13 protein-coding genes are annotated in these 12,103 nt (G+C 72.3%); 6 read left to right on the top strand and 7 right to left on the bottom strand.

From position 1 onward, the window contains the following. Positions 1-88 precede the first annotated feature (88 nt). The 4 genes from ACIPSJ_RS23825 to ACIPSJ_RS23810 form a co-directional block, all read right to left on the bottom strand. Positions 89-859: a polysaccharide deacetylase family protein gene (locus ACIPSJ_RS23825; RefSeq protein WP_355729050.1), complete on the bottom strand. Its 771-nt coding sequence runs from the start codon at positions 857-859 to the stop codon at positions 89-91. 462 nt (positions 860-1,321) lie between these two features. Continuing rightward, on the bottom strand, positions 1,322-2,386 hold the full coding sequence (locus ACIPSJ_RS23820) for an LLM class flavin-dependent oxidoreductase (protein WP_401348585.1): 1,065 nt from the start codon (positions 2,384-2,386) through the stop codon (positions 1,322-1,324). Next, positions 2,386-2,892 carry an SRPBCC family protein gene (locus ACIPSJ_RS23815; RefSeq protein ID WP_401348582.1) on the bottom strand — a complete coding sequence of 169 codons (507 nt, stop codon included), beginning with the start codon at positions 2,890-2,892 and terminating at the stop codon, positions 2,386-2,388. The genes ACIPSJ_RS23820 and ACIPSJ_RS23815 overlap by 1 nt, the downstream gene beginning before the upstream one ends. 82 nt (positions 2,893-2,974) lie before the next feature. Then, a complete protein-coding gene (locus tag ACIPSJ_RS23810) occupies positions 2,975-3,475 on the bottom strand; it encodes a winged helix-turn-helix transcriptional regulator (RefSeq protein ID WP_401348580.1) in 501 nt (166 codons plus the stop codon). 172 nt (positions 3,476-3,647) lie between these two features. On the opposite strand from ACIPSJ_RS23810, the gene ACIPSJ_RS23805 reads away from it, so the two are divergent. Both ACIPSJ_RS23805 and lpdA read left to right on the top strand, forming a co-directional pair. Then, complete coding sequence (locus ACIPSJ_RS23805) at positions 3,648-4,346, top strand: SDR family oxidoreductase (RefSeq protein ID WP_359222758.1); 699 nt, start codon at positions 3,648-3,650, stop codon at positions 4,344-4,346. Positions 4,347-4,399: 53 nt separating this feature from the next. Beyond that, on the top strand, positions 4,400-5,797 hold the full coding sequence (gene lpdA, locus ACIPSJ_RS23800; RefSeq protein WP_359222757.1) for a dihydrolipoyl dehydrogenase: 1,398 nt from the start codon (positions 4,400-4,402) through the stop codon (positions 5,795-5,797). Between the two features lie 38 nt (positions 5,798-5,835). On the opposite strand, the gene ACIPSJ_RS23795 is transcribed toward lpdA, so the two are convergent. Beyond that, complete coding sequence (locus ACIPSJ_RS23795) at positions 5,836-6,252, bottom strand: VOC family protein (protein ID WP_401348576.1); 417 nt, start codon at positions 6,250-6,252, stop codon at positions 5,836-5,838. A 383-nt stretch (positions 6,253-6,635) separates the two neighbouring features. Between ACIPSJ_RS23795 and ACIPSJ_RS23790 the strand changes: the two genes are divergently transcribed. From ACIPSJ_RS23790 to ACIPSJ_RS23780, 3 genes are all read left to right on the top strand, one after another. Next, positions 6,636-7,739 carry a DNA alkylation repair protein gene (locus ACIPSJ_RS23790; RefSeq protein WP_401348574.1) on the top strand — a complete coding sequence of 368 codons (1,104 nt, stop codon included), beginning with the start codon at positions 6,636-6,638 and terminating at the stop codon, positions 7,737-7,739. A gap of 102 nt (positions 7,740-7,841) precedes the next feature. Further along, positions 7,842-8,192 carry an ArsR/SmtB family transcription factor gene (locus ACIPSJ_RS23785; protein WP_401348571.1) on the top strand — a complete coding sequence of 117 codons (351 nt, stop codon included), beginning with the start codon at positions 7,842-7,844 and terminating at the stop codon, positions 8,190-8,192. Between the two features lie 142 nt (positions 8,193-8,334). Continuing rightward, positions 8,335-9,342 carry a zinc-dependent alcohol dehydrogenase family protein gene (locus tag ACIPSJ_RS23780; protein WP_401348569.1) on the top strand — a complete coding sequence of 336 codons (1,008 nt, stop codon included), beginning with the start codon at positions 8,335-8,337 and terminating at the stop codon, positions 9,340-9,342. 43 nt (positions 9,343-9,385) lie between these two features. Here ACIPSJ_RS23780 and ACIPSJ_RS23775 read toward each other — a convergent pair whose 3' ends face one another. Together ACIPSJ_RS23775 and ACIPSJ_RS23770 are read right to left on the bottom strand one after the other, a co-directional pair. Continuing rightward, the gene (locus tag ACIPSJ_RS23775) at positions 9,386-10,018 is read right to left on the bottom strand and encodes a TetR/AcrR family transcriptional regulator (protein ID WP_401348566.1); all 633 of its coding nucleotides are present in this window, start codon (positions 10,016-10,018) and stop codon (positions 9,386-9,388) included. A gap of 97 nt (positions 10,019-10,115) precedes the next feature. Further along, positions 10,116-10,628 carry a MarR family transcriptional regulator gene (locus ACIPSJ_RS23770; protein ID WP_359222751.1) on the bottom strand — a complete coding sequence of 171 codons (513 nt, stop codon included), beginning with the start codon at positions 10,626-10,628 and terminating at the stop codon, positions 10,116-10,118. A gap of 62 nt (positions 10,629-10,690) precedes the next feature. On the opposite strand from ACIPSJ_RS23770, the gene ACIPSJ_RS23765 reads away from it, so the two are divergent. Beyond that, the gene (locus ACIPSJ_RS23765; RefSeq protein WP_401348563.1) at positions 10,691-11,992 is read left to right on the top strand and encodes a multidrug effflux MFS transporter; all 1,302 of its coding nucleotides are present in this window, start codon (positions 10,691-10,693) and stop codon (positions 11,990-11,992) included. Positions 11,993-12,103 lie beyond the last annotated feature (111 nt).

Genomic DNA, 12,103 nt, shown 5'->3' with positions numbered 1-12,103 from the left:
CGCACACCACCCATATGCGGCCACCGCCGGGCCGTCCGCAACATTTGCCGGGGCGGGCGGCGCCCCGGGCGGGAGGTGCGCCCCGCGCTCAGCGCACCGGGAAGCCGAAGGAGTAGCCCTGCTCCTTCAGCCACGGCAGCACCTCGCGCAGCGCCGCCACGGTCTCGGAGCGGTCGCCGCCGGCGTCGTGGAAGAGGACGGTCGGACCGTTGGACATCTCGTCCTTGACGGTGGCGACGACCGTCTCCGTGCCGGGGCGTTCGAAGTCCTTCGAGTCGACGTTCCAGCCCAGCGGGCGCATGCCGTGGGAGGCGGCGAGCTTGCGGCTGTACGGGGTGAAGGCGCCGCCCGGGGCCCGGTAGTAGAGCGGTCGTACGCCCCCGGACGCCTTGGTGATCATGCGTTCCGCGTCGAGGATCTGCTGGGACTGGTAGGCCTCGGACTTCTTGTCCATGGTGACGTCGTGCGACACCGTGTGGTCGCAGAGCCGGTGCCCGGCCGCCACCACCGCCTTGACCAGGTCCGGGTGCGCCTCGGCCTGCGGGCCGATCATGCAGAACGTGGCCTTGACGCCGTACTCCTTGAGGACCTGGAGCACCTGGGGCGTCCAGACCGGGTCCGGTCCGTCGTCGATGGTGATGTTCACGCCCCGGGCGCCCCGGTCCGAGGCGTGCGCGATCTCCACCGACACGGGGGCCGCCTTGGGAGCGGTGCGGTGCGCCGAGGTCCCGGCTCCCGACCGGGTGTCGACGGGACCGGCCTGCGCGGTCCACAGCGAAGCGGCCACGGCCACCCCCGTGACCCCGAGCGCCGCCGCGGCCACCTGGCCGTACCATCCCCGTCCGCCGTGCCGCGCCATGTCCGCCCCGATCCTTCTCGTTCTGTCGATCTCGTGCACCCGTCAGGACGGGCGGCAGCGGGTGTCGGCTCCGTCCGTTACCAATCACGGACAATTCCGCGAGAGTTCTGCGACAGACGCTCCGCGTGACCTCTAACGCGCCTCCGGGCGATCGGTGTTGGCGGTGGCGGTGGCGGAAGAATTCGGACCGGCCTGGGTGCCCCGGTCCGGACGCGTCGGCGCGACGCGGTTGTGGTGACATTTCGGGTCATGAGTTCACCCCGCCCCCAGCGCGCCCGCAGCGGGGCCGCCGAGCGGCAGCGCGAGCGAGGTGACGCCGACCGACACCGCCGCCGCCGTGGTCATGCCCAGGTCCGCGATGCCGCGGTACTTCGAGCCCCGGGAGCAGAACTTCCTCCGGCTGCCCGACCCGACCCGACCCGCCCCCGCGCTGCCGTCGGGCGCCGGGAAACGAAGGAACCCTCAGGTGCCGTCGGCTCGGTCGAGGTCGCGGACCAGTTCGATCGCGCGGCCGAGCGTGTTGAGCCGCTCCTCCGGTGTCTCTCCGGCCGGGTAGAGGCGGACGGTGTCCACGCCCGCGTCGTGCCAGACGGCGAGCCGGTCGCGCACCATGGCCTCGGTGCCGATCAGCGTCGTACCGAGCACCATCTCGTCGGTGACCAGGGCGGCGGCGCCGTCGCGGTCGCCGGACTGCCAGCGGTCGCGCACCTCGGCGGCGACCTCGGCCCAGCCCTGGCGGCTGTAGGCGTTGTTGTAGAAGTTGGTGGACGCCGAGCCCATCCCGCCGAGGCTGAAGGCCAGTTCCTTCCTGCGTCCGGCGACCATCGCGCCGAGCGCCTCCTCGTCGGCGGCGAAGGCGACCTCGGCGCCCTGGCAGACGTCCAGGTCCGCGCGGGTACGACCGCTGCGGGCGAGGCCCTCGTCGAGGTGGGCGAAGTAGGCGTCGGCGGCGCCCTCGGGCACGAAGCTGGTGCCCAGCCAGCCGTCGGCGACCGCACCGGTCAGCCGGAGCATCGCGGGGGAGAGGGCGGCCAGGTAGACGGGGATCTCGTGCTCGGCGCGCATCGACAGCCGCATCGGCACGGCCTCGCCGCCCGGCAGCGGGAGGGTGAACTCCTCGCCGGAGTAGGCGAGTCGGCCGCCCTCGACCACCCGCCGGACGATCTCCACCGTCTCGCGCATGCGCCGCAGCGGCCGGGCGAAGGGGACACCGTGCAGTCCCTCGATCACCTGCGGGCCGGAGGCGCCGAGACCGAGCAGGAACCGCCCGCCGGACAGGTTGGAGAGCGTGATGGCCGTCTGGGCCACGGCCGTCGGGGTCCGGGTGCCCAGTTGGATGACGCCCGAGCCGAGCAGCATCCGGTCGGTGAGCGCCGCGTAATATCCGAGCGCCGAGGGCGCGTCCGAGCCCCAGGCCTCGGCGACCCAGCAGACGTCCAGGCCCAGCTTCTCCGCCTCGACGACGAAGTCGGCCTGCTGGGACCAGCGTGCGCCGCCCGAGGCCTCGATCGTGGTGGCCGTCCGCATCACGCCTCCGCCCGCCGCTTGATCTGCGCCAGGGTGGCGGTGATGCTCCGCTCGAACTCCCGCAGCCGTACGAACACGATCTTCTGCTCCTTCTCCGGCATCCGGTCGATCGCCGCCGACAGCCCCGAGCGCCCCGGCCCCAGCTGCATCCACTGCGCCAGTTCGGTCCCGCCGTCCTCGGGCCGCAGCCGGAACCGCCAGACCGCGGAGGGCTCGGCGGGGTCCTGCACGGCCCAGGCGAGGACCGACTCCGGGACGTACTCGATCACCTGGGAGGTGGTCTCCCAGGTGCCGAACGCCTCGTGCTCGCTGCGCCCGACGAACCTGGCCCCCACCGCCGGCCGCGCGGCCCCGTCCAGCCAGGTGACGGACCGGAGTTCCTCGCTCATGTCCGGCATCAGCTCGATATCGCAGACCAGGGCCCACACCGTGGCCGGTGGGGCGTCGATCCAGGTCCGTACCTCGACCGTCGGTCTGTCCGCGTAGCGTGCGCCCGTCCACTCCAAGGCGGTCGGCCTCCTTGCCGTCAGGGATCTGACCTCCAGAGTTGCGATATGAGACTCACCTTGTCAAGAGGGAGCGCCCCGCTCAGTCGGTGCCGAACCGCCGTCGCACGTCCGGCCGCAGCTTGAGCCGCTCGGGGTAGCCGGGCCCCATCCGCATCGAGGTCTCCTCGGACCGCAACGGCGTCCGGCACTGGGCGCAGACGACCTCGGGCGTGGTGTCGTGGTCGCAGGCCTCGTGATGGAAGACCACCGGGACGCCCTGCTCCCCGGCCAGCCACCGGTCGCCCCACGCGGACATCGCGGCGAGCACCGCGAACAGGTCCCGCCCCTTCTCCGTGAGGACGTAGTCGTAGCGCGGCGGCTCCGCCTCGTACAGCCGCTTCTCCAGGATCCGATCGTCCACCAGCCGGCGCAGCCGGTCGGTCAACGTGTTGCGGGCGATGCCCAGTTCCTGCTGGAACTCGTCGAAGCGACGGATCCCGTAGAACGCTTCCCGCACCACCAGCGGAGTCCAGTGGTCACCCAGCAGATCGACGGTCCGTGCGATGGAGCACGGCCACTTGGCGAACGACGTCCGTTTCATGGTCCTCACGATAGCGAGTCTCGGCATGAAACCCAGCTGACGGTGGGCACGCATGGACAGCGGTGCCCGGCGCGCTTTCACTGGTCATGACGGGGTTCCTTCGAGGAGGCGGCGTACGGCGAAGGACATGAACCCGAGAACGGCGGCGAACCGCGGAACGAGGTGTCCGACGATGAAGATCGAGGGATCGGTCGCGCTGGTGACCGGAGCGAACCGGGGGATCGGGCTGGCGTTCTGCCGCGCCCTGCTGGCCCGGGGCGCCGCCAAGGTGTACGCGGGCGTCCGCCGGCCGGAGGACTTCGCCGAGCCCGGGCTGTCAGCGCTGCGTCTCGACGTCACCGACCACGACCAGGTCGCGGCCGCCGCCAGGACGGCGTCCGACGCGACCATCGTGATCAACAACGCGGGCATCCAGGCCGGGCCCGGCCTGCTGGAGGGCCCCCTGGACGGCGCCCGGCGCGAGCTGGAGGTCAACTACCTGGGCACTTGGGCCGTCTCGCGGGCCTTCGCGCCGGTACTCGCCGCCCATGGCGGCGGCGCCCTGGTGAACATGCTGTCCGTGGCGTCGTGGCGCTCCACCGAGCGGTTCCCCAGCTACGCCGCGTCCAAGTCGGCGCAGTGGTCGCTGACCAACGCACTGCGGGTCGCCCTGCGGGAGCAGGGCACGCTGGTGGTCGGGGTGCACGTCGGCTGGGTGGAGACCGACGCCACCGTGCGGGTCGACGAGCCGAAGACGGACCCCGCCGAGGTGGCCGCGCGGACCATGGACGCGATCGAGCACGACGAGCCGGAGGTGCTCGTCGACGAGACGGCCCGCCGGGTGCGGGCCGCGCTGTCCGGGCCGCTGGATCTCCTCTACCCGACCGCCTGATCGTGCGACGGTGGAGTGAGCAGATCGACCCGACACCACGGTGAGGTGGAGACATGCACACCGATTTCGACGTCGTCGTCCTGGGCGCCGGGCCGGGCGGCTACGTGGCCGCGGTCCGCGCCGCCCAGCTGGGCCTGCGCACCGCCATCGTGGAGGGCCGCTTCTGGGGCGGTGTCTGCCTGAACATCGGCTGCATCCCGGCGAAGGCACTGCTGCGCAACGCCGAGGTGGCCCAGCTGATCCTGCACGACGCGGAGAAGTTCGGCGTGAAGATCAGCGGGGAGGTGAGCCTGGACTACCGTGCCGCCTACGAGCGCAGCCGGGTGGTGGCCGACGGACGCGTCAAGGGCGTCGGCTATCTCATGCGCAAGAACAAGATCGAGCAGTTCGAGGGGCAGGGCACCTTCCTCGACCCGAACACCCTGCAGGTGCGCATGCGGGACGGCGAGACGACGCTCTCCTTCCGCTCCTGCATCATCGCGACCGGCTCCACGGTGAAGCTGCTGCCGGGGACGACCCTGGGCCGGCGCGTGGTCACCTACGAGGAGCAGATCCTCTCCGACAGCCTCCCGGCGAGCCTGGTCATCGCCGGCGCGGGCGCCATCGGCGTCGAGTTCGCCTATCTGCTGCGGTCGTACGGTGTCGACGTCACCCTCGTGGAGTTCCTGGACCGGATCGCACCACTGGAGGACGAGGAGGTCTCGGCCGAACTCACCCGGCGCTTCAAGCGCCAGGGCATCAGGATCCTGACCTCCACCGCCGTGCAGTCCATCGAGGAGACCCCGGACAACGTCCGCGTCACCGTCCGGCAGGGCGGCACCGAGCAGGTGCTGGAGGCGGAGAAGATCCTGCAGGCCACCGGCTTCCAGCCGCGCACCGCCGGTTACGGGCTCAGCAGCACCGGGGTCCGGCTCACCGAACGCGGCGCCATCGACGTCGACGGGCACTGCCGCACCAGCCGGCCGCACATCTACGCCATCGGCGATGTCACGGCGAAGCTGATGCTCGCGCACACCGCCGAGGCGATGGGCATCGTCGCCGCCGAGTCCATCGCGGGCGCGGAGACCATGGAACTCGACTACCGGATGATCCCGCGTGCCACGTTCTGCCAGCCCCAGATCGCCAGCTTCGGCTGGACCGAGGCCGAGGCGCGCGCCCAGGGCTTCGACGTCCGCGTCGCGAAGTTCCCTTTCACGGCCAACGCCAAGGCGCACGGCCTCGGCGACACCGTCGGCTTCGTGAAACTCCTCAGCGACGCGCGGCACGGCGAGCTGATCGGCGGCCACATGATCGGACCGGACGTGACCGAACTGCTCCCCGAGCTGACGCTGGCGCAGCAGTGGGATCTCACGGCGTACGAACTCGCCAGGAACGTCCACGCCCATCCGACCCTGAGCGAGGCGGTCCAGGACGCCCTGCACGGACTCGCCGGACACATGATCAACCTCTGACGCGCGCAAGCGCCGCCGGGGAACCGCTAGGGGCGGACCTAGGGCCGGGTCATGATCTCCATGTTGTGGCCGTCGGGGTCCTCGAAGTAGGCGCCCCGACCGCCGAACAGGCCGTTGGTGCGGCCGGGTTCGGTGTGGTGGGGGTCCGCGTAGTAGGTGACGCCGGCCGCCTCCAGCCGGGCGATCATCCCGTCGAACCCCTCCTCGGGCACGAGGAAGGCGTAGTGCTGGGACTGGATCGGCTCGTCCCGCTTCTCGTAGTAGTCGAGCGTGACGCCGTTGCCGAGGTCGACGGGGAGGAAGGGCCCGAACGGGGTGCCGACCCGCAGGCCCAGGACGGCGGCGAGGAACCCGGCCGACCGGTGCCGGTCGGTGGCGTAGATGTTGGTGTGGTCCAGCCGGACGGCGGCCGGCGGCCGCTCGGATGCGGGCAGGTGTGACTGAGCAGAGGGCAAGGGTGTCTCCGGTCTCGGGATGCGCGGGAGGAGGGCGCCGCTTCGGGCGCCGGGGCGAGGACGCGGAGGGAACGGCGGGCCCCTGGCCCGCCTCGTGCTCACGCCGAGGCCGGGAACCTCACTCGTGCGTGGCCCATGGCCGACCCGGCAGTCACCCGACCGACCCTAGTGCCGACTGCCCACCGGGGCAACGGAGTTGTCCGGCGTACCGCGTACCGCGCTGCCGGTGCGCGCGTCCCTCACCACCTGCTGGGCATCGCACCCTCCCGACCTGCCGAGCTGCGACCGCACTACGGTGGCGTCATCGTCGCCGTCGAGTTCGACGGCGAGTACGACAAGACCGGCCGCCCGACCCCGCCGGACCAGCGCTTCCTGGAGGAACCGTGCCCACCGCCGACGAGCTGATCAGTCCGGACAGCATCCGCCGTCTGGCCGTCGTCCTCCGGGAGGCCGCTCCCGGAGCGTCACGCTGGCAGACCGTCGCGGACAGCGTGGCCGTCCTCGGCCCGCTGGGCCTCAGCGAGCGGGCGCGGACGGTCGGCGACGCCCTCCTCGCCGACTGCGGCCAGGACTACGAGCTGTTGGCCCGGTCGGTACGGCAGGCCCTGGCCCGTGCCGATCTGGCGGGCTGGATGATCTGGCCGGTCACCGAGGCCGTGGCCACCGGTGCCACCGCGTCCGGCACCCGCGGGCACTTCGACGACGGGCTGGACCTGCTCGCCCGGCTCACACCCCGCCTGACCGGCGAGTTCGCGCTCCGCACCTTCCTCAACGCGGACCTGGACCGCACCCTCGCGACGGCGCTCGCCTGGACCGAGTCCCCGGACCCGGCCGTCCGGCGGCTGGCGACCGAGGGCAGCCGCCCCAGACTCCCCTGGGCCCGGCAGGTCCCCGAGCTGAACCGCAACCCCGGAGTCACGGTCCCGGTGCTGGACCGACTGCACACCGACCCCTCGCAGGACGTACGCCGATCGGTGGCGAACCACCTCAACGACATCTCCCGCCTGGACGCCGCACTGGCCGCCGCGACCGCCGCGCGCTGGCTGCGGGACCCGGAGCCGACCACCCCGGCCCTGGTGCGGCACGCTATGCGCACCCTCGTCAAGCAGGGCGAGCCGGCCGCCCTGGAGCTGGTCGGCTTCCACGGCGGCCCGGAGGACCTGGAGGTGGTGGGGCCGCTGCTGACGGAGACCGACGTCCCGATGGGCGGCGACCTCGTCTTCACCGGGCGCATCACGAACGTCTCGGACCGGCCGGTCTCCCTGGCCGTCGACTACGTCGTCCACCACCTCAAGGCGAACGGGAAACTGGCGCCCAAGGTGTTCAAGCTCGCCAAGCGCGAACTGGCCCCCGGCGCCTCCGCCGACGTGACGCGCAGCCATTCCTTCCGCCCCGTCACCACGCGCGTCTACTACCCGGGGACACACGCCCTGCAGCTCCAGGTCAACGGCCACCGCTTCGGCATGACGGACTTCCGGCTCGGGTGACCTGACCGACCGCGCCGCCGGGAATGATCTTGGGGCCGGTGGTGGTTTCGATGACGGTCGTACTATGACGTGACCGTCCATGAGCCGCCCCGAGGAGTCACCGTGGCCCGCCCCCGCACCAGTACCCGCACCGTGGAGCACCCCGAGCTGTCGGAGGTCTCGCTCCAGCAGGTGCTGGAGGCGCTGGTGGATCCGGTACGGCGGCGGGTGACGGCGCAGCTCTCCCGCGCCGGGGAGGACATGAGCTGCGGGACGTTCGACGCGCCGGTGTCGAACTCCACCCTGACGCACCACTTCAACGTGCTGCGCGAGGCCGGTGTGATCCGGCAGTACTACGTCGGGACGACCAAGATGAACACCCTCCGCGCCGACGAGCTGGAAGAGCGGTTCCCCGGCCTGCTGCCGGCCGTGCTGGCCGCCTCGGCCGCGGAGGAAGAGGTGAGCGCGGTCTGAGCGGGAGGACGGGCATCTATTTCGATGATGCTCGAAATTTGACGGTCATCGAACTTTGGGGCAGGGTGGGTGCCACCACCGAGCGTATTCGGTGTGTTTCTCCCGGATCGTCGCAGATCCCTGCTTTGAGGACGGATGCACCATGGCACGAGTCGTACAGTTCGACCGGACCGGTGGCCCCGAGGTCCTGACCCTCCGCGATGTCGAGGTCGGCGCGCCCGGCGCGGGCGAGGTCCGGATCCGCGTCGACGCCATCGGCCTGAACCGCGCCGAGATCATGTTCCGCGAGGGCGGCTACTTCTACGAGCCGGTCTTCCCCTCCCTGCTCGGCTACGAGGCCGCCGGCGTCGTCGAGGCCGTCGGCCGGGGCGTGACGGGTCTCGCCGAGGGCGATCCGGTCGCGGTCGTACCGCAGTTCCTGCAGACCGACTACGGCACCTACGGCGACCGGGTCCTCGTCCCCGCCTCGGCGGTCGTGCCCCGCCCCGCGGAGGTCGACCCGGTCCTTGCGGCGGCCGTGTGGATGGCCTACGTCACCGCGTACGGCCCGCTCGTCGAGAGCGGCCGGGTGCGGCCCGGCGACCACGTCCTGATCACGGCCGCCTCCAGCAGCGTCGGACTCGCCGCCATCCAGATCGCCCGCCACATCGGCGCGATCCCGATCGCCACCACGCGCGGCCCCGGCAAGAAGCGGCGCCTGCTGGACGCGGGCGCCGCCGAGGTGATCGTCACCGACGAGGAGGACCTGCCCGCCCGCCTCAAGGAGATCACCGGCGGCGAGGGCGTCCGGCTGGCCTTCGACCCGGTCGCGGGACCCGGCGTGGAGACCCTCGCCCAGGGCATCGCCCCGGGCGGCTTCCTGGTGGTCTACGGCGCCCTCGACCCGCGCCCCACCCCGCTGCCCAACGCCCAGTCCTTCCCGGCGCTGAACAGCAGCACGTACACCCTCTTCGAGATCACCACGGACCCCGAGCGCCTGCGCCGCGCGGTCGCCTTCGTCAACGCGGGGCTCGGCTCCGGCGCCTTCACCCCGGTCGTCGACCGCACCTTCGACCTCACGGACATCGTCGAGGCGCACCGCTACTTGGCGGCCAACGAGCAGGTCGGCAAGATCGTCGTCACCGTCGCCCACGGCGACACCGCCTCCTGACCGGGCGGCGGGTCGCGAGCGGGGCGCGGCGGTGTGACGGCCGTCAGTACCCCGCGGGCGGAGCCAGCCGGGCGGCGGCGTCGTAGATGAGCCGGGCGTGCAGTTCGAACAGGGTCACCAGGTCGACGGAGTCGCCGTTGACCTCCCGGTGCACGAACAGGCCGTCGGCGCCGGCCACCGCGTAGGTGGTCAGGGTCTGCACGTCGTCCTCGGCCAGGGTGGGGAAGAGGTCGGCGACGACCTCGGCGACCCGCTCCTGGGCGACCGCGCGGACCTGGAGGAAGACCGTACGGCCGCGGGGCTCGGCGGGCCGGCGCTCCAGCGCGAGCATCAGGCCGAGCCGCAGGAAGTCCGGCTCGGCGACGAGGGACCTGGCCACGTTCGCCGCCATCAGGGCGACCCGGTCCTGCGGGGTCCCGGCCTCCTCGCCCGGCAGCGTGACGGCCGCGAGCCAGGTCTCGAAGCTGCGCTCGATGACGGCGGCGATCAGGTCGTCCTTGTCCTTGAAGTGCCAGTAGATCGAACTGGCGGGCAGCCCGCACTTGGCGCTGACGGCCGCGATCGAGGTGCCGTCGTAGCCGCGCTCGCCGGCGATCTCCACCGTGGCGTCGAGGATGCGCCGGCGCGACTCCACCCCGTTCGCCCGCTTCCTGCGTGCCGTCTGCGGCCCGGTCATCTCTGGTGTGCCTCTCGGGGGTTCTCGGCGGCCTGGGCGCAGGCCGCCTCCGAAGTGTCCACTCTAATTGGAACAGCTCCTACAGGAGGGGTCCGGATCAGCCCTGCCCCACGCGCGACTCCATGGCCTCCACCAGCCGGTGCAGCGCCCTGGTCACCCCCTCCCGGTCCTCACCCAGACCGGCCAGCAGCCCCACCTCGACGGAGAGCTGCCGGGGAAAGAGCTCGTCGACCGCCGCCGCGCCGGCCTCGGTGATGGTGACCAGGGCGGCGCGCCGGTCGGCCGGGTTGGGGGTACGGGTGATGAAGCCGCGTTTCTCCAGCTTGCCGAGGGTCTTGCTGACACCGGCCCGGGACAGGCCCAGCCGCTCGGCGAGGCTGCGGGCGATGAACGGCTCGGTCGCGTGCCGGAGCGGGATCAGCATGTCGACCTCGGGCGAGGTGAGGGCGGCGCCGGCGTAGAGGTGTTCCACGGCGCGGTTGAGCAGGCCGGTGGCGTGCTTGAGCAGGCCGACCAGCTCCATGGGGCTGGTGTCCAGGCCCGGGTTGTGGGCGGCCCACAGGGTGCCGACGTCGGAGGCCGAGGGGCTGGCGGAGGCGGGGGAGGGCATGCGGCTCGTCTTCTCGTTCGGCGTATTTGTTAGCTAGTGAACTATCGGTTACCTTTATTTTCATGGTAGCTCCGCCATCCTCGCGCAACCGCGCCGACGCCGTCCCCGACACCGCCGGACCTGCGCCTTCGGGCCGCACGGCCACCGCTCTCATCGCCGTGCTCGGCGCGCTGACCGCCGTCGCCCCGCTCGCGACGGACATGTACGTCCCCGGCTTCCCCGCGCTGGGGGAGGCGCTCGGCGCGAGCAGCTCGGCCGTGCAGCTGACGATGACGGCGTTCCTCGCCGGACTCGTCGTCGGCCAGCTGGTCATCGGTCCGCTCAGCGACGGGCTCGGCCGGCGCCGGCTGCTGACCGCCGGGGCGGCCGGGTTCGTCCTCTTCTCCGTCGCCTGCGCCGCCGCTCCGGACATCGCCGCCCTGACCGGCGCCCGCTTCCTGCAGGGCGTGGCCGGTGCGGCGGGCATGGTGCTGGCCAGGGCCGTCCTCACCGACCGCTTCCACGGACCCGAGCTGCCCCGCTACTTCGCGGTGCTCTCCCAGGTGATCGGCGTGGCACCGGTCGCCGCACCGGTGCTCGGCGGGGCCGTGCTGTCCGTCTCCACCTGGCGGACGGTGTTCGCCGTGCTGGCCGTGCTCGGGGTGCTGCTCCTGCTCGCCGTGGTGCGGGCGGTGCCCGAGTCGCTGCCGCCCGAGCGACGGCACGGCGGCGGGCTCGGCGGCAGCTTCCGGGCCATGGGCACCCTGCTCGCCGACCGCACCTTCATGGGATACGTCCTGGTCGTCGCCCTCGTCTCGGCCGCGCTGTTCACCTACATCAGCGGCTCCAGCTTCGTCTTCGAGAACCTCCACGGAGTCTCCTCGACGACGTACTCCCTCATCTTCGCCACCAACGCCGTCGCCATGCTGGCCGCCGGTGCGGCCTTCGCCCGCCTGGCCGGCCGGGGCGTCCGCCTCAACACCCTGCTCTCGGCCGGGGTCGGCACCGCCCTGCTGGGCGCGCTGGCGCAGGTGCTGCTGGTGACGACCGCGGGCGAGACCCTCGCGGGCACCTGGGCCACCCTGTTCGTGACCGCCGGCGGTATCGGCCTGGTCTTCCCGAGCGCGATGAGCATCGGCCAGGCGGTGGGCCGTACGGCACCGGGCGCGGCCTCCGCGCTCCTCGGCGGTTTCCAGTTCCTCTTCGGGGCCCTGGCCGCACCCCTGGTGGGGGTGTTCGGCGAGGACAGCTCCCTGCCGATGGCGGCCGTCATGCTGATCGCGCTGGTGGGGGCCGGGCTGGCGCTCGTGGGCCTGGCCCGGCCCTGGCTGGGGCGCGGCGAGCCGCTCGCGGCGGTGCCCGCGCCGCGGGAGGCGCGCGGCTGACGGATCGCCGGGAGGTGTCCCGCCCGGCCGCGGTACCGGCGGGCGGGCCTGATCGGCCGGGCCTACCCTGTTGAAGGACTCCGGCCTCGCGGTTCCACCGTCCGTCCCGCA

The sequence above is a fragment of the Streptomyces sp. NPDC090088 genome (assembly GCF_044747345.1).
In the GTDB taxonomy this organism is placed as follows: Bacteria; Actinomycetota; Actinomycetes; order Streptomycetales; family Streptomycetaceae; genus Streptomyces.
This window is presented reverse-complemented; position numbering and strand designations above follow the sequence as displayed.